Origin of the sequence: Pseudomonas sp. UBT, from assembly GCF_050915955.1 — a bacterium.
Classification (GTDB): Bacteria; Pseudomonadota; Gammaproteobacteria; order Pseudomonadales; family Pseudomonadaceae; genus Aquipseudomonas; species Aquipseudomonas antarctica_A.
The window spans coordinates 269,360-287,430 of the sequence record NZ_CP168081.1 but is presented as its reverse complement, the minus strand read 5'-3'; the positions used below and the strand labels follow the sequence as shown (position 1 = coordinate 287,430).

General features: G+C 57.1%; 13 protein-coding genes. 10 read left to right on the top strand and 3 right to left on the bottom strand.

Going from position 1 to position 18,071, the window contains the following annotated elements; all coding sequences use genetic code 11:
• Positions 1-8: 8 nt before the first annotated feature.
• From ACDZ94_RS25780 to ACDZ94_RS25740, 9 genes are all read left to right on the top strand, one after another.
• The gene (locus ACDZ94_RS25780) at positions 9-10,661 is read left to right on the top strand and encodes a filamentous hemagglutinin N-terminal domain-containing protein (RefSeq protein WP_432751854.1); all 10,653 of its coding nucleotides are present in this window, start codon (positions 9-11) and stop codon (positions 10,659-10,661) included.
• On the top strand, positions 10,658-11,014 hold the full coding sequence (locus tag ACDZ94_RS25775; protein WP_305453733.1) for a hypothetical protein: 357 nt from the start codon (positions 10,658-10,660) through the stop codon (positions 11,012-11,014). The genes ACDZ94_RS25780 and ACDZ94_RS25775 overlap by 4 nt, the downstream gene beginning before the upstream one ends.
• Positions 11,015-11,467: 453 nt before the next feature.
• On the top strand, positions 11,468-11,953 hold the full coding sequence (locus ACDZ94_RS25770) for a hypothetical protein (RefSeq protein ID WP_432751853.1): 486 nt from the start codon (positions 11,468-11,470) through the stop codon (positions 11,951-11,953).
• Between the two features lie 237 nt (positions 11,954-12,190).
• Complete coding sequence (locus ACDZ94_RS25765; protein ID WP_432751852.1) at positions 12,191-12,928, top strand: hypothetical protein; 738 nt, start codon at positions 12,191-12,193, stop codon at positions 12,926-12,928.
• 173 nt (positions 12,929-13,101) lie between these two features.
• A complete protein-coding gene (locus ACDZ94_RS25760; RefSeq protein ID WP_432751851.1) occupies positions 13,102-13,242 on the top strand; it encodes a polymorphic toxin type 50 domain-containing protein in 141 nt (46 codons plus the stop codon).
• Between the two features lie 30 nt (positions 13,243-13,272).
• Complete coding sequence (locus ACDZ94_RS25755; protein WP_432751850.1) at positions 13,273-13,548, top strand: hypothetical protein; 276 nt, start codon at positions 13,273-13,275, stop codon at positions 13,546-13,548.
• Between the two features lie 374 nt (positions 13,549-13,922).
• Complete coding sequence (locus ACDZ94_RS25750; RefSeq protein ID WP_169876735.1) at positions 13,923-14,315, top strand: DUF2846 domain-containing protein; 393 nt, start codon at positions 13,923-13,925, stop codon at positions 14,313-14,315.
• A gap of 75 nt (positions 14,316-14,390) precedes the next feature.
• Positions 14,391-14,615 (top strand): hypothetical protein, encoded by a 225-nt coding sequence (locus ACDZ94_RS25745; protein WP_221294917.1) that lies wholly within the window; start codon positions 14,391-14,393, stop codon positions 14,613-14,615.
• A gap of 163 nt (positions 14,616-14,778) precedes the next feature.
• The gene (locus ACDZ94_RS25740) at positions 14,779-15,084 is read left to right on the top strand and encodes a hypothetical protein (protein WP_208604437.1); all 306 of its coding nucleotides are present in this window, start codon (positions 14,779-14,781) and stop codon (positions 15,082-15,084) included.
• Positions 15,085-15,348: 264 nt separating this feature from the next.
• Here ACDZ94_RS25740 and ACDZ94_RS25735 read toward each other — a convergent pair whose 3' ends face one another.
• The 3 genes from ACDZ94_RS25735 to ACDZ94_RS25725 all read right to left on the bottom strand — a co-directional run bounded on the left by ACDZ94_RS25735 (position 15,349) and on the right by ACDZ94_RS25725 (position 17,379).
• Complete coding sequence (locus tag ACDZ94_RS25735) at positions 15,349-15,651, bottom strand: DUF6124 family protein (protein ID WP_221294915.1); 303 nt, start codon at positions 15,649-15,651, stop codon at positions 15,349-15,351.
• A 301-nt stretch (positions 15,652-15,952) separates the two neighbouring features.
• Complete coding sequence (gene yghX, locus ACDZ94_RS25730) at positions 15,953-16,840, bottom strand: YghX family hydrolase (protein WP_432751849.1); 888 nt, start codon at positions 16,838-16,840, stop codon at positions 15,953-15,955.
• Between the two features lie 44 nt (positions 16,841-16,884).
• Complete coding sequence (locus ACDZ94_RS25725; RefSeq protein WP_432751848.1) at positions 16,885-17,379, bottom strand: PaaI family thioesterase; 495 nt, start codon at positions 17,377-17,379, stop codon at positions 16,885-16,887.
• 122 nt (positions 17,380-17,501) lie between these two features.
• Here ACDZ94_RS25725 and ACDZ94_RS25720 point away from each other — a divergent pair, with 122 nt between their 5' ends.
• Complete coding sequence (locus ACDZ94_RS25720) at positions 17,502-18,068, top strand: YceI family protein (RefSeq protein ID WP_262664911.1); 567 nt, start codon at positions 17,502-17,504, stop codon at positions 18,066-18,068.
• The last annotated feature ends 3 nt before the right edge of the window (positions 18,069-18,071 follow it).

Genomic DNA, 18,071 nt, shown 5'->3' with positions numbered 1-18,071 from the left:
AATTTGAAATGGATGTTCGCCAGTTTGCCTTCCTCGCTCGCCAGCCTTCTGCTGCCCTGAAACGCCGTGACTCGTTCATCGGCCTGCCCAAACGCGGGCTGGCGCTGATCCTGGCCAATGCATTGTTCTGGCAGCCGTTGTTGGCCAATGCCGAAGGCATCGTGGTCAGCGCCCCGGGCACCAGCCTGGGCGCGGCGGGCAATGGCGTGCCGATCGTAAACATCGCAGCACCCAATGGCAGTGGCTTGTCCCACAACCAGTTCAAGGACTACAACGTCGGCACCAATGGCGTAATCCTTAACAACGCCACCGACCGCACCCAATCGACCCAACTGGGCGGGATTATCCTCGGCAACCCGAACCTGCAAGGCCGCGCCGCCAACATCATCCTCAACGAAGTCAACGGCGGCAGCCCCAGCCAATTGCGCGGCTACACCGAAGTGGCGGGGCAGTCGGCCAAGGTTATCGTGGCCAACCCGTACGGCATCACCTGCAGCGGCTGCGGTTTCATCAACACCCCGAATGTGACCCTGACCACCGGCAAACCGGTGCTCGACAACGGCCGCCTGGACCGTTACCAGGTCGATGGCGGCGCCGTGACCATCGACGGCCAGGGCTTGAACGCCAGTAATGTCGACCGTTTCGAAATCATCACCCGTTCGGCCAAGATCAATGCCCAGATCAACGCGCGCAACTTGACCGTGGTCGCCGGGCGCAACGACGTTAACGCGCAGACCTTGAATGCGACGGCGCGTGCCGATGACGGCAGCGCCAAGCCGGAACTGGCGATCGACTCGTCGGCATTGGGCGGCATGTACGCCGGTGCGATCAAACTGGTGGGCACCGAAGCCGGCGTGGGCGTGAAACTCGACGGCACACTGGCGGCCAGCGGCGGCGATATCCAGCTGGATGCCAATGGGCATTTGAGCCTGGCGCAGACCGCCGCCACCGGCAACATCAAGGTCACCGCACAGAGCGTCAACCTGACCGACAAGGTCTACGCCGGCAGCAGCGTGCAGGTCACCAGCGCCCAAGGCCTGGTCAACCAGAGAAGCCTCGCCGCCCGCGACAGCGTCACCCTGGCCAGCACTGGCCAGGTCACCAACACCGGGATTATCGAGGCTGGCGTCAACGCCGATGAAACGCGCAATGCCAACGGCGATGTCAGCGTGTCCGCGGGCAGCCTTAAAAATACCCAAAGTGTGGTTGCCAGCCGCACCCTGACGGTGACGGCTGCACACAACCTCGACAACCAGAACGCGACGTTGAGCGGCGCGAGCGCGGTGGTCAGCGCAGGCCAAGTGGATAACCGTGGCGGTCGCGTGCTGGGCACGGCATCCCTCAAGGTCAATGCCACGGGCCTGGATAACCGCGCCGGTGGTGTGTTGCACAGCGACAACAGCACCGACGTCACGGCGGCGACCCTGCAAAACCAGAACGGCCGCGTGATCGGCCTCAATTCCCTGACGCTCATTGCCGGGCAAGTGGGCAATGAAAACGGCTTGCTGGCCAGCCAACAACAGGCCCACGTAACCGCCGGCCTACTGAGCAACCAGGCAGGCGAAATCTCCGCCAACCAAACCACCGTTACCGCCACGACCCTGGATAACCGCGCCGGCAAACTGCTGGGCGCCAACCTCACTGTGCTCGCCAGCGGCGCCATCGACAACCGTCTGGGGATCTTCTCGGCCACCAGCCTGCTGACCGTGCAGGCGGCCAGCCTGGACAACAGCGGCCAAGGCACTGTCGCCAGTCAGGGCAACCTGACCGCGAACATTGCCGGGCTGTTTGATAACCACAATCAAGGCAACCTGATCAGCCAGGGCGCTCAACAGGTTAGCGTCGGCCAACTCAACAACGCCCAGGCCGGGCTGGTATCGAGTAAAAACACCCTGGTACTGCACGGCGATACACTCGCCAACCAGGGCGGCCTGGTGATTGCCGACGGGGCGATGACCCTTACCGGCGGTAGCGTGGACAACAGCCAGCAGGGCGTGATCAGCAGCAAGGCCAACACCCGCATCGAACTGGCCAGCCTGAACAACAGCACGGGCGGCCGACTGAGCAGCGACGGCGGCCTGACCCTCAGCGCCAGTCAAATCGAAAACGGCGCCGGGCGTATCAGCGCCAAGGGCGACCTGCTGGCAACCGTCGGCGTGCTCAACCAACAAGCTGGCGAATTGGTCAGCGAAGGCGTGCTGAGTTTTACCGGCACCGCCCTGGATAACCGCAACGGCGGCCTCATCGCCGCCACCCGTGGCGTAGACCTGTACAGCCCGAGCATTCTCAACCAGCAGGGTGAAATCTCCAGCCAGGCCCGCGTGCGGCTGGGTGCCGATCAACTCACCAACAGTGGCGGCAAGGTCATTGGTGACGGCGGCCTGGTACTGACCGTGCAACGCCTGCTCAACCAGAACAAAGGCCTGTTGGCGGCACGCCAAAGCCTGCAATTGAACGGCGGGCAACTGGACAACAGCCTGAGCGGGCGGGTCATCAGCCAAACGGGCGTGAACATCAACCTGAGCGGCGATTTGCTTAACCATGGGCAGGGCGTGTTACTCAGTGACGGCGCGTTAACGCTCAATGCCCGCACGCTGAACAACAGCCAGGCCGGTGTGATCAGTGCCAAACAACAGCTTGACCTGCGCAGCGCGGGCCTTAACAACAGCCAGCGCGGCAGTATCAGCAGTGACGCCGGGATCCTGCTTAAAACCGGGCAACTGGACAACAGCCAGCAAGGCTCGATCTTCGCCAAGTCCACGCTGCAGGCAAACCTCGCCGGGCTGGACCAGCATGACCGCGGCGAACTGGTCAGCAATACCAGCATCGACCTGGACCTGAACCACGGGCAACTGATCAACCGTGACCACGGCCTGATTGCCACCCCTGGCCAATTACTGCTGCGCAACCTCGGCAGCGTCGACAACAGCCAGGGCGGCGAGCTTTCCAGCACGCAATCATTCCTGTTGGCGGCCGACACGCTGAATAACCGTGGCGGCAAAGTCATCAGTGGCGACAGCTTGCAGGTGCGCATCGCCCAGGCGCTGGATAACAGCGTCGAAGGCGTGGTGTCGGCCAAGAACCTCTTGCAGGTGGAGGCGGGCAGCCTTAACAACCAGGCCGGTGGCGCGATTGCCAGCCGTGGCGCTTTGGACCTCAAGGTCGCTGGCGCCCTGGACAACCGTAATCAGGGCCTGATCAGCGCTGCGACCACGTTGGATGCAACGGCGGGCGCATTGAACAATAGCGACAAAGGCCGGCTCTCGGCCGGTACCCGCCAAACCCTCAGCACCGGCGCGCTGGATAACAGCCAGGGCGGCCAACTGGTCAGTGATGGCAACCTCACGCTGACGGCGGCCGATGTGAGCAACCGCAACGGCGTGATTGGTAGCCAACAGGCCTTGAGCCTGAACGTCGCTAACCTCGACAACACCGCAGGCCTGATCAACAGCCAGGGCGACCTCAGCCTGGCAGGGCAGCGTGTGGACTCAAGCCTTGGCGGTGAAGTCTCGGCCAAGGGCAACCTGCAACTTGTCGTGCAACAGCTGATCCAGCGCCAGGGCCGCCTGATCGGCGAACGCGCGGTGACCATCGACCTGCAAGGCGGCGACCTCGACAACAGCGCCGGCCTGATCAGCGCCAAAGGGCCGCTGAGCTTTGCGCGCCTGGCTAACCTCACCAACCGCGAACAAGGCGAAATCTCCAGCAATATCGGGTTCAGCGTAGCGGCCCAGCGTATCGACAACAGTGATAGCGGAGTCATCCTTAGCACCGATCAACTGCGTGTCGAGGCGAACACGCTGATCAACGCCAACAAGGGCCTGATCTCCGGCTGGAACGGTTTGACCGTGGCCGGCGGCAGCCTCGACAACAGCGCTGAAGGCACGCTGTCGAGCAAAAACGGCAGCTTGCAAGCCAACCTCAGCGGCGCCCTCGATAACCACGCGGCGGGCGCCCTGGTGAGCCAGGGCCTGCAAACCATCAGCGCGGCGAGCCTCAATAACGCCCAAGGCATTATCTCCGGCCAGGGCGATGTGGGCCTCAGCATTGCCGGGCGCCTGGATAACAGCAACAACGGCTTGATTTCCTCTAGCCAGTTGCTGGGCTTCAATCACGCCCAAAGCCAGATCCTCAACCGTGGCGGCCAGATCAGCGCGGCCAACATCAACCTGATCGGCCAGAGCCTGGACAACAGCGCCGGCCAACTGATCAGTCAGGGCAGCCTGCAAGGTACCCTCAGCGGTGCGCTGATCAACGCCAACACCGCGCGCCTGGCCAGTGGCGGCGCGTTGCTGCTGAACGCCGCCAGCCTCGACAACCGTGGCGGCCAACTGGTCAGCCAAAATCGGCTCGACCTGACCCTCGCCAGCGGCGATTTGGACAACAGTGGTAAAGGCACACTCGCCAGCCAGCAAGACCTGCTGATCAAACTGCTGACCGGTGACGTCAACAACCAGCAAGACGGCCTGATCTACAGCCAGAAGGGCAAGCTGGAACTTGCCGCACGCACCCTCGATAACCAGCAGGGCACCTTACAAAGTCAGACCGACAACCTGCTGCGTCTGAGCGGCGCCCTCAACAACCAGGGCGGTCGAGTCGACAGCCTCAACGGCAACCTGGACCTGAACGCGGCCAACGTGGCCAACACCAGCGGCGGCATCCTCAACAGCGGCAAAGGCTGGATCAAACTGGTCAGCGGCCTGTTCGACAACGGCGGCGGCATCACCCAGGCGCAATCGCTGGATATCGACGCCAAGGGCGGTGTGCTCAACCAGCTGGGGCACCTGTCGGCCCTGGGCGGTGAAAACCGCATTGTCACCAGCAGCCTGAATAACCAGGGCGGCGGCGTGTATGCCAACACCTTGCTCAAGGTCGCGGCCGCCGATTTCGATAACCAGGGCACGGCGGCCAACAACGGCGGCAAGGTCGGCGCCCGCAGCATCGACTTCGGCCTCACCGGCACCTTGAGCAACCGCTTCGGCCTGATCGAAAGCGACGACACCCTGCGCCTTGCCGCGCAAACCCTCAACAACGCTGGTGGCAACCTGCGCGCCATGGGCCGCGCGGGCAACACCGATATCAACGTGTCAGGGCTGTTGGATAACCGCTCCGGCGCGCTGGAAAGTGCCAACGAAAATCTCAACCTGCAAGCCGGCAACCTCGACAACAACGGTGGCCGTATCGTGCACACCGGCAGCGGCAAATTCGACCTGACGTCTGATCAAGTCACCCGCGCCGGCGGCAGCTTTGTCACCAACGGCCAGCTGGACATCAAGGCCGCGAGCTGGACCAACAGCAGCGTGATCCAGGCCGGGCGCTTGAACCTCGACATTGGCCAGTTCACCCAGACCGCCAGCGGCCAGTTGTTGGGCGCACAAAGCCTGACCGGCACGGGCGACACCTGGACCAACGACGGCCTGCTGGCGAGTGACGGCAGCCTCAACCTCACGCTCAGCGGCGGCTACAGCGGCAACGGCCGGGTCAGCAGCCTCGGCGCCATGACCCTCACCAGCGCCAGCATGGACCTGGGCGAAAACGCCCGCATTGCCGGCGGCGCGGTCACCCAGGTCAACAGCAGCACCCTGAACAACCACGGGCGCCTGACCGCCCTCGGCGATCTCACGGTAAACGCCACCACCCTGAACAACTCCGGCACCTTGGGCGGCGCGGAAAAAGTCCGCCTCAACGCCACCCACCTGCTCAACGACAGGGGCCTGCTGTTCAGCGGCAACGACATGACCTTGCGCGCCAACGATGTGCGCAACAGCTACGGCGACTTCTATAGCCTCGGCGGCCTGGACATAGCCCGCGACGATGCGGGCGCGCGCAGCAGCCTGATCGAAAACCTCTCCGGCAGCCTGGAAAGTGCCGGCAACATGCGCCTGCTGGCCGACACCCTGAGCAACCGCCGCGACCAGTTCAGCACGGAAAAGAAACTGGTCTCGGGCAACCTCAATATCTATTCCAACGACTTCTGCAAGGGCAAAGGCTGCGAGCTGTACTTCACCTCCGTAGAGAAATACGAAGACGTGCTGGTCGGCAGCTCGGCCTCGGCGTTCATCAACGCCGGTGGTGACCTGACCGTCGGCAGCCAGACCTTCGATAACCTCTACAGCTCGGTGTCTGCCGCCAAGAACATCCTGATCAACACCGACGTGCTGACCAACCGTGGTGCGGCCGGCGGCGAAGAAGTGCACCTGAATTCGGGCTTTTATACCCGTGACCGCAGCTTCTACAACACCTTCATGGAGCGCCAGAACCAGTTCAACGTCTATAACAACCCCAACTCCGGCGACTACCGCCCAGGTGAAATGACCCTGGCCAAGATCATGGCCGGCATCGGTAACTTCTACGAAACCAGCACCTACGTGGTGCCGACCGCCGGCAGCGTTATTGCTCAAGCGGTGATTCAGGCGGCTGGCTCGGTGACGGTCAACGCCACGCAAAAAATCGACAACAGCGTGATTCGCCCCAACGCCACCGACATCAAGGCCCCGGCGCAAAACCACAACACCAACTCCGACGTGTTCGCCTCCACGGTGAAACCGGCGATTACCGCGCAACTGCCGCCAGACCTGGCCCAGCGCCAAGTCAACCCGGCCACCTTGCCCGGCTTCAGCCTGCCCACCGGCCAGAACGGTCTGTTCCGTTTGAGCGGCCAACAGGCCAAGGCGGACAGCGCCGCCAGCGCCTCCACGGGCAATGGCGACTTCAGCGTCGGCGGCCGCCAGATTGCCGACAAAGACCGCGAAAAACCGCTGGACTACAGCGCCGTGCAAGAGCGTGGTTTCAGCGTCGATGGCCAGCCACTCAGCGGCGCAGTCAATGGCCAGGGCCCGCTGAATCTGGACAGCCGCGCGCCGTCGGTAACCCGCGTGCAAGGGTTGCCGCAAATCGCCGCGGTCGACAACAGCCACAAATACCTGATCGAAACCAACCCGGCGCTCACCGACCTCAAGCAGTTCATGAGCTCCGATTACCTGCTGGGCAAACTGGGCTACAACCCTGATACCGCCTGGAAACGCCTGGGCGATGGTCTCTATGAGCAACGCCTGATCCGCGAAGCCGTGGTGGCGCGCACCGGCCAGCGCTACATCGACGGCATCGCCAGTGACGACGCGTTGTTCCGTTACCTGATGGACAACGCCATCAGCTACAAGGACTCGCTCAAGCTGCAACTCGGCGTATCGTTGAGCGCCGAACAAGTCGCGGCGCTGACCCACGACATCGTGTGGATGGAAGAAGCCGAGGTCAACGGCCAAAAAGTCCTGACCCCAGTGCTCTACCTGGCCCAGGCCAACAACCGCCTGGCACCCAACGGCGCACTGATTCAGGGCCAGGACGTGAGCCTGATCACCGGCGGCGACCTGCATAACAGCGGCACCCTGCGCGCCACCAACAACCTGAGCATGGTCGCCGGCAACATCGACAACAGCGGCCTGATGCAAGCCGGCAACCGCCTGGAAATGCTCGCCACCGACTCGATCCGCAACACCCGTGGCGGCATCATCAACGCCCGCGACATCAGCGCCACCGCCGTGACCGGCGACATCCTCAACGAGCGCACCGTCACCACCTTTAAACAGCAAGGCGACGGCTACCAACTGCGCAACGACGTGGCCAGCGACGCCTCGCGCTTCGAAGCCACCGACACCCTCAAGCTCAACGCCGGGCGCGATGTGCTCAACATCGGCAGCGACCTCAAGGCCGGTGGCAACGCCAGCGTGACCGCCGGGCGCGACGTGGTGATCGCCAGCCAGACTGAACAGGACGACTACGCCTACCAACGCCGTCGCGTCAAAGGCACCGAGCAAACCACCCTGCAATACGGCTCGAACGTGGACGTGGGCGGCAACCTCGCCATCGACGCCCGCCGCGACATCGCCGTGGTCGCCAGCACCGTCAGCGCCGCCAAAGACCTCAGCGTCAAAGCCGGCGAAAACCTGACCCTGGCCGCCGCCGCCAACGAGCAACACGACTACTCCAAAGGCAAAAAAGGCGGCACCAAAACCACCACCCAACTCGACACCGTCACCCAACAAAGCGCCGAACTCAAAGCCGGCGGCGACCTCATCGCCATCGCCGGCACCGACCTGACCCTGGTCGCCAGCAAAATCAGCGCCGGCAACGAAGCCTACGTACACGCCGACAACGAACTGCAACTGCTGGCCGCGCAAGACAGCAACTATTCGCTGTACGACATGAGCAAAAAGGGCGGTTGGGGCAGCAAGAAAACCCAGCGTGATGAAGTCACCCAGGTGACGAATGTGGGGAGTGAGATCAAGACCGGTGGCGACCTGACGTTGCAGAGCGGCGGGGACCAGAAGTATCAAGCGGCGAAGCTCGACAGTGGCGGGGATATTGCGATTGTCAGTGGTGGGGCGGTGACGTTTGAGGCGGTGAAGGATTTGCACGACGAGAGCCACACCAAGAGCAAGGGTGATCTCGCCTGGACTAGCTCCAAGGGCAAGGGCAACACCGACGAGACTCTACGCCAGACGCAGATAGTTGCAGAAGGCAACGTCGTGATTAAAGCCGTCGATGGCTTGAAGATTGATATCAAGCAGATCGATCAGAATACGGTTAGCCAGACGATTGATGCGATGGTTAAAGCCGACCCGCAGTTGGCTTGGCTGAAAGAGGCCGAGAAGCGCGGAGATGTGGATTGGCGCCAGGTTAAAGAGCTGCATGACAGTTTCAAATATAGCAATTCAGGCTTAGGCGCCGGCGCGCAAATCATCATTGCAATCATCGTGACGTACTTCACGATGGGTGCCGCCAGCGGTGCAATTGCTGCTGCAGGGACTGGGACGTCGATGGCAGGGGCGACGGCTGCTGCCACCGCTACCTCTGCTGCGGGCTGGGCCAATGCTGCGGGGAGCGTCGTTCTCGGCGGCATGGCGAGTAACGGTGCAATCAGCACCATCAATAACCGTGGCAACCTGGGCGCTGTCTTGAAGGATGTAACTTCGAGCGATGCGATGAGGGGCTATGTGGTATCCGGTGTCACTGCTGGCTTGACTGCTGGTGTTTATGACAAGTGGACCAGCACTCAGACCGGTACTTCCACCGCACTACCCAACACTGGCGCTGTTGCCACCGTAAGTCCGTTGAGCACTTGGCAAGGCGTGGGGCAGTTCACGGCCAACCAAGTACTGCAAAACGGAACATCCGTCTTGGTGGATCGCGCGCTCGGAGGGGAAGCCCGTCTTGGGGAGGCGTTGCAAAATAGCTTGGCCAATGCATTTGCGGCTTATGGATTTAACCTGGTCGGGGATGTTTCCAAGGGCCGGTTTGCAGAGGGTGGCATTACCAAGATTGGGTTGCATGCGTTGATGGGCGGGTTGGCAGCTGAGGCTTCTGGAGGCGATTTTCGCACAGGAGCGCTGGCAGCTGGCGTAACTGAGGCATTGGTAGATAGCCTCGCCAAGAACTACGCCGCCATGCCCGATGACCAGAAGAAAGGTTTGCTGGTCATGAACTCGCAGTTGATTGGTGTGCTTGCGGCTTCGGTACTAGATGGTGCTGATGCGAAAAGTCTGCAAACTGGGGCATGGGTGGCGGGTAATGCAACACAGTACAACTACCTCAATCATGAGGAAAATCAAGAGCGCCGCGAGGCTAAGAAAGACTGTCAGGGAGGGGATAAGGCTGCCTGCGGTCGCGCTGACGCCCTGGACAATCTGGATAAACTTCGTGATCTGGAACTGAAAACCGCTTGTACTGCGAACGGCGCCAGCAGTACCTGCCGCGGTTTACGACAAAAAGCGGAAGAAGCCGCGCGGAGCCTTGTGGCCGCCAGGTTTGGTCCTGAAGCCAAAGAGCAGGCTAAGGAAACCGCCCAAAACAAGGAACTTGCTGCTTATTCGATTGAGGCTGAGCTTCGCAGTATCAAGGAAATAAACAACCCATTTGCTGCGGCACAAACGGCGCGGCTGGCGAAGGAACTTGCTGAGTTCGGTTCAGACTTTATCCCCATCTACGGTGACGCAAAGGGATTCTATGAGGCGCAGGATCCGTTCGATTATGCGATGGCAAGCGTTGGGTTGATTCCCGGGCTTGGAGATGCAGCTCAGAAAATTTTGGGTAAAGCGAAAAAGCTATACCTTGAAGGGAAAGTGGCCGAGTCGGCGGACTTGGTGGAAGGGCTAGCGAAGAATTTACCATCGGGAGCAGGTCCTAAAAACCCACTTCTTGGCGATTCGATACCGCGAAACGGTGAGCGTTTGGTCGTGAATCAGGGGCCAGTACCCACCTGCGGGCATAACTCCTGTGGAATGGTTTTGGATACCATGGGGAAAAAGGTTGACATAGGCAATTTGATAGAGAAACTTCCACCCGGAAAAGACGGTATTTTTCCTAACGATGTTGCAAGCTTAATGAAATCCGAGGGTATTAATGCTGCCGCCTATGCTGGCCGTAATGTTGCTGACTTGTCGAGATATACCTCAAATGGAACACCTGTCGTTGTTCAGGTGGTAGATAAAACTAATGGCACCAACTTTTCCCATTTTGTAGTGGTAGATGGCGTTACTCGGAGGAATGGTATCGATGTTGTTGCGATACGAGACCCCCATGGAAAGCAGTATTTTAGTCCGGTAACTACTTTTGAAAAGAATTTTTCCGGTTATGTTGTTGTCCCAAAGGAAGTGTTGAAATGAAATTAAATATTGTTTTTCCTCGGACGATGGTTGCCGAAAGCCTGCTTGCCCAGAGACTAATTCCGTGTGTGTGTAAAATATCAAAAGAATTTGAAATATGTTTTTTAGATCCGCTTCCTGAGGTGACAGGAGTCGTTTCGGAATGGGACCGTTCAGAACTCGAATTAAGAGCAATTTCCGGCGTGGGAGGGCAGTATTCGCACTATGCGCACAGTCGAGTAACATTAAAGAAAATACAAACTGATGTGTATCAAATTCTGGATCTTGAAATGTTTTATAGGCTTTTTGGATGGTGCAGTGTATTAAATGATGGCATCTATGCGCAGCCAGGAAAATTTTGGGATGATGAGTAGCAGGCGGAAATGGGGTGGGTTTATTTAGTCGCAAAAAAATGAAAAACGGGGTCAGACCCTGAGGGATCCCCACAAATTTACTCCAAGCTCTGCGCCTGATGATGCACCTCATCACGCAGAGCATGCTCCAATATTTCCAAGTGTCCTCGGCCCCCAAAATCTGTGCAGCATCGCCTGGAAAAGGGCACAGATTTATTTGATTTTCATAGGGTGTTGGTGTCTAAGGTAGGCGAGTTTATTTAGGTGTAGTGTACTTTTTTGGAGTTATACGTGTTTTTTCGTTTGAGATATTAAAATCTAGTTCTTTAATAAATTGGCTTTTGTTTTTTACATCTTGAGGAAAAACGGGGTCACGGAAAAACAGCGAAAAACAGGGTCAGACCACTATTCTTCTGACGGAGCACTAAACGTGGTCTGACCCCTATTTTCCCTAAAAGAAACAGGGAACATGTGATGACTAGTAAATATGCTGCTGTTACAGGGAGTGAGTCCTTATTTCCTGAGAGGGACTATCTGATTGGCCAGGCTTGGGGTGATGTGCCTGTATCCTACGTCCAAGATAATGAGTGCATTAATGAATGTAGTTTTTTGGATTTAAAAATAAATAAGTGGGAGATGAATAAAAGGTGGAGCGATAGGCAGAGTGTTGAGCCTTGGATAAGGATTGAAATACTTAAAGGTCTGCTGATTGATGAGTATTTAGAAAATAAAAAATATCCGTTTTATATAGATTGCGCATGCGAATCCCTCATTGTTTTTGAACTTGATGAGGGCGGAATTGCTATGGATGAATTGCTTTTGTTACGCTTGGTGTCGGTTTTTTTTACGCAATCAAAAGTCTATAGATTGACCGACCGATTTGAGGAGATCGACTCAAGAGCAATATCTGGTTTACCTACTAAAGAGGTTGTTCGCGAGAAGCTCGTTAGTTGTGACTGAAAAATTTGCAGGAATGGAATAAAATCACTATTTTTCTGACTGAGTATTGTACGTGGTCTTACCCCGATTTTCCTGTAATCACCTGCGGTCATAACTCCGAAAATCGGGAATTCCTCAGGGTTAGACCATGATTTAGTTGTTCTCGAAGTTTTTAGTTTGTTTGGTTGTGGTCTGATCCGTATTTTTCTACGAGAATTCGAAAATTCGTATAACAGTGCTCCGCTGCTGGATTTTTTATTGAGGGATTTAGCTTCGGTCGAGTGCCTTGATGGCTCCACTTTACAGGTGGTATTCAGTACGGGAGATACCCTCGTAATTGAAGGCGGCGAGGGAGCAGGTTATGAGTCTTATTCAATTTCTATGGACTCTAGCGAGGCCTTGGTTGTGTGGGTACTAACAAGAGAAAGAGGATTGGTCGTGAGGTTTAATATATTATTGGTTTTGCTTTTAACCGGCTGCGTCACCAATCAACTGCACTTCGCCGCCTTCACTACAGACGCAGAACTATCTGCAATAAAAAATATTGCCATTCACTCGGCGGTAACCAGTGTGTCCGGCTATGAACGCTGCACTCACTGTTCCGAGAGCAGTAAGGTGGTGTGGCATGCAGCCAACTATAATGTGGGTCTGTACGAGGATTTCGCTAATGTACCGGTCACCGATTGGTCTGAATTTACCAAACAGTCTATCGGGTCTGATGCTAGTGCGAGTATAAAGACCAGAGTCGAGATCGACCGGGTTTTCGTCAAGACTTGGAACAGTCCTGATTATTATGCGTGCGAAGCCAGGCTCTCGGTTTATATTGGGACGGCCAAATATACCGGGCAGTCGCGTGTAAAAATAAAAAGGGCAGGCCAGGAGCTAGTTCGTCAGGATCTAGCCTATCTGAGGTCCGAGACACTTAATACTGTCAGTCTTGCATTGAAAGCTGCTTACATAGATGCCTTGGGCGACATTGGAAAAGTGCCGCAATAAAGTAACAAGAGAAAAAATGGGGTCAGCCCCTGAGGGATCCCCACAAATTTACTCCAAGCTCTGCGCCTGATGATGCACCTTGGAGAAATGGGGTCAGACCACTATTCTTCCGCTCGAAGGTTTTAGCTTATTTAATTGTGGTCTGACCCCTATTTTTCAATATTCCAGTTGGCATGCCAGGCTCGAAAGAAAGGGTGAATTTTGGCGGGCCTATAGGGACGTATATAGATGGAGCAGGGGTGGCAACACCTACAGCGAATGGAATAATTCACTACTCTAAGGATGGTATCCACATTGTGCCAGCGAGGCCGTGAATAATGTGTTCTCTTGATGATTTGATCGTGATGGCCCGTCTGAATATTCAAAGGGCATTGTTAGGTGAGGTTTCAGGGAAGCTTCGTGCTGTTATATTTTCAGTATCGGGACTGATTCTGAATATTAGATTCTATTTTGACGGAGAAATCGATGATGATGATTTTGAGTCTGCCTCCTGTGTTGAAACTGAGATGATTGCTGATTATGAGGATGACTGGACGGTTATAGTGAAGTGCTTGCGGCTAGATGCCTCGGAGCCGATACTTGATCAGGGAGTTTGGGTATTTAAGCGGCGTGAAATTTAAGAATAATTAGGTTGGTGCAAAAGCAATTGATAACTCAGTCATAGGAAAGCCAAGTAGAAAAATGGGGTCAGACCACTATTCTTCTGACGGAGCACTAAACGTGGTCTGACCCCTATTTCCCCGCGCCCAAACCCCCGCAAGGCATCAAAGTGCTGGCCCACGCACAACGGTTCACGTATTCGTCCCCGAGGCCGATACCCAGGCGATGATTAAACGCATCAAAGAACCCGCGCCGGCCAATCGCCGGGGCTCTCAACCCGCTCTACCGTCACACCACAAGGAAGAAGTACATGATCAAGCTGTTCTGCAAAGCTGCTGTTGTATTGTCCCTGGCCACGCTGTTTGGCTGCTCCTCGACGCCGTCGGTGGAGAAGATGCAGGCTGACGTGGCGAACTACTCGTTGCCCAAGGCCGCGGTCGCCGATAAAGGCCTGGTGTATGTCGTACGCCCAAGCAACGTGGGGATGATGGTGCGGTTCAACGTGTTCCTGGATGACAAGGAAGCCGACTCGGAGATGGGTTACAACCGTGGTAACCAGTACATTTATTTCTTCGTGACGCCGGGTCAGCACGTGATCAGTTCTAAAGCTGAAAACTGGGCTGACATGCCGATCAACGTCAAGGCCGGTGAGGTGGTTTACCTCAAGCAGGAAGTCGAAATGGGCTTCGCCGTGGCGCGCAACAGCCTCAAAGTGCTGAGCGATGTGGAAGGCCGTTATCTGGTCAAGGACGCGTCGTTGGGTACCGTGGCAAAAGAAAGCAAGTGAGTTAAAAAGCGCTTGAGGCGGCCGGGCGCAGAGCTCGGCCGTTGTTGCTGTTTACATAAGCCGGAGTGACACCGTATGGACGCAATTGCCCCCGCTAAACGGCCGACCATTCTGGCCAGCATCGGCCGTCGCCTGCTGGCCCGAATCATCGATTCTGGCATCGCGGTGCTGATCTTTTTCATTGTTAAGTTGGGCGCCGAGGTGCTGTCGGCGTTCGTCCCCGCCGTGACGGCCAAGGGTGGGGTCCTTGCGGCGTTTTTGAGAAATAAATCTGTCACCTTTGCTGCCTCGTACTTTTGAAGTGTGACAAAGAGGGCTGGAAAAGGGCGGCAGAGTTATTTGATTTTCTCAGAGCTTTTTTAAAGTAATTAATATAAAGGTGTCTGGGTGTTAAGTGCGATGTTCAAGTGCGTAAATGATGCGAAGAAAAAATATCCTTTAAATAAGTAATCTATGTGAGGTTGTGAAATTGAAAAAATTAATATTGGTCGGCCTCGTTGCTTTGCATTTGACAGGTTGCACGTGGACGGATGCCAGTAAAATTGCACCGGGTGAGTATATGATTACCAGCAGTGGTAGTATTTTCAATTCAAGGGCGGGGCTATTGGAAAATATTAATCAAGAGGCTAAAAAGGCCTGTGGTGGTGCGGATTACCATTTAGAAGGAGACAAAGACGCCAATATGCTCGTTAGCACCGTATCTCATTTGGGGCCTACTCCAACTACAATGCTTGGGCTCAAAGCAGTGTGTGAGGGACGTAGTGAGTAGTTGGAGTGCAAAAAGGATAAGCAGATGTTTTTCTGACGCCTGCCTGTCAGGAAGTCGGGGTTAGACCCTGAGGGATCCCCACAAATTTACTCCAAGCTCTGCGCTTGATGATGCAAAAAATGCGGTCAGACCACTATTCTACTGGCGGAGCACTAAACGTGGTCTGACCCTTATTTTCCTCGGTTTTTCTGACAGACCCAAGTGATGCCATCGCAGGCAAGCCAGCTCCCACCTTTGTTTTGTGCCGTGTCAGGGGGCGCTGGCTTATGCCCTGGGCTGCAGGCAATCCAGTGCGCGGTCGGCAAGTGTGCGGGCCATGTCGATCAGGTGTTCGGTTGCGCCAGCCATATGGCGTTGATCGCCGCTCAGGCCTTGGGTGATGTCGGCAGCGGTGGCCGCAGCACAGCGCAGTAGGTTGCAGATTTGGGCGAGGGCGTCTTCGAAGCTTAGGTCTTGATGTACTGTAAAAGATTGCGGTGAAGCGGGTTGCAGATAGTGACTCAGGGCGCGATCAAAGATCTCGCGGTCGGGGGTGAAGCAAGTTGAATCCGAATGGCTTTTGCTCATACATAAGCTCCTGATAAGGGGGCCTACTTGTTCTCAGGTTTCCACTCCTGTTCGCTGATAGGCAGCGACAGAGCGAAGGCTAGCCAGTGGCGTGAGCAGGCGCAAGGCCAAAGGATTGTCTAGGAAACTTCCTGCAAATTAAAGCGATATGGATTGCTGGCCTTTGACCATGCATGGCGAGCGGGCAACACCGATCAAATGTGGGAGCTGGCTTGCCTGCGATAACGCCGGGCCGGCCAGCACATTTGTCACTGTAAGACCGCCATCGCAGGCAAGCCAGCTCCCACCATTCAGATCATGATCAGGCCAGGTATTTGTTAAACCAGCCGAGGGTTCTTTCCCACGCCAGGTTCGCCGCCGCCTCGTCGTACCGTGGCGTCGAATCATTATGAAACCCATGATTGGCGCCTTTGTAGATATACGCCTCATAGGTCGTGCCTGCGGCCTTCAACGCTTTCTCATACGCCGGCCAACCCTCGTTGATCCGCGTGTCCAGCTCGCCGTAATGCAGCATGATCGGTGCTTTTATGCGTGGCACGTCCTTGGCCTCTGGTTGGCGCCCATAGAACGACACCGCCGCACCCAGTTCCGGATAGGCCACCGCCGCCGCATTGGTCACGCCGCCGCCATAACAGAAGCCGGTGATCCCGACTTTGCCGGTGCTGCTGTCGTGGTGCATCAGCCATTCGATGGCGGCGAAGAAGTCGTTCATGAGTTTTTCGGGGTCGACTTTCTGTTGCAGCTCTACGCCTTTTTCATCGTTGCCGGGGTAGCCGCCCACTGAGGTGAGGCCGTCGGGTGCCAGGGCGATGAAGCCGGCTTTGGCCAGGCGGCGGGCGACGTCTTCGATGTAGGGGTTCAAGCCTCGGTTTTCGTGGACGACCACCACGGCGGGCAGTTTGCCGCTGGCTTTGGACGGGCGCACGAGGTAGCCGCGCACTGTGCCGTTGCCTTTGGGCGAGGGGTAGGTGATGTAGTCGGCGATGATGTCCGGGTCGGTGAATTTGACTTGTTCGGCCAGCGCGTAGTTGGGGCTCAGGGCCGCCAGCAGCGCGGAGGCGGTGAGGCCACCGAAGGTGAACAACGCGGCGCGGTCGAGAAATTCGCGGCGGTTGAGCTTGCCGTGGGCGTAGCCGTCATAGAGTTCCAGCAGTTCGGGGGCAAAGTCTTTCGCGGTGAGACGAGTCATCGGAGCAGTCCTCGATTAGCAGTGGCATTCAATGTAGACCAGGATCAGCCTTCGCGGCCATGGGCGGCGGCAGCCAATTGGCCGGTGTCGACGCGCACAAAGACCGAGTCGCCGATGGCCGTGAGCACGTCACCGGCGTACACCTCGCAGACCACGCGGCTTTTGCGCCCCACGTCACCTTCGACCCGTGCGCGCAGGCTCAGCGTTACGCCCATCGGCGTCGGCTTGATAAATTTGATCCCCAGGTTGCCGGTCACGCAGTCGATGCGCGGCAGGCTGCCTGGCGCGCGTTGCTCGGCGCGGTAGTGGTAGGCCATGGCGGTCCAGTTGGAATGGCAGTCCACCAGCATGGCGATCAGGCCGCCGTAGACCAGGTCGGGCCAGCCGCTGTATTTGGCGTCCGGCTGATGCTCGGCAATCACATGGACGCCATCGATGTCCCAACGGCTTTTGATGTGCAGGCCGTGCGGGTTGCTGCCGCCGCAGCCGTAGCAGATGCCTTCCGGCGCGGTGGTGTCCTGCAGAGACGGGGTGTGCATGCAAAGTCCTTATTGTTCTGGGGCGACTACTCTGTTTAACAGGACAAACGCCTGATGGGAATACATCCATGGCGTGGCGTGTAAGCTCAGCACGCGTGTTCTTTTCTCCTGCGGAGTTTTCCATGAAGCGTCGAACGCACCCGGTCGTCATGCTGGCTCTGGTTGTGGGTTGGTTTTCCAATGCCCAGGCCGTGGAGTACAAAGACGTCAACCGCACGGCCAGCCAGATCAGCTTTACCTTCCAGCAATTCGGGCAGCGGGTGTACGGCACCTTCAGCGACTTCGAGGGCAGCCTGACCTTCGATACGCAAAAGCCCGAGGCGGCGCACGCATTGCTGAAGATCCAGCTCGCCAGTATCGATGCCGGCAGCCAGGACGCCAACATCCAGTTGCAGCAACCGGCGTGGTTTGACACCGCAACCTATCCGGTGGGCGTGTATGAATCCAACGGTGCCCGCGCGCTGGGCGACAACCGCTACAGGATCACCGGCAACCTGACGATCAAGGGCATTACGCGGCCGGTCAATATTGAGGTCGTGCTCAAGGAGCAAAGCGGTATCGGCGTGTTCGACGGTGAGTTCATCCTCAACCGTGACGACTTCAAAATTGGTGAGGGCGAGTGGGCTGGTAATAGCGTGGTGTCCAACGGCATCAACATCAAATTCAAGATGGTCGCGCCACAACGCTAGGGC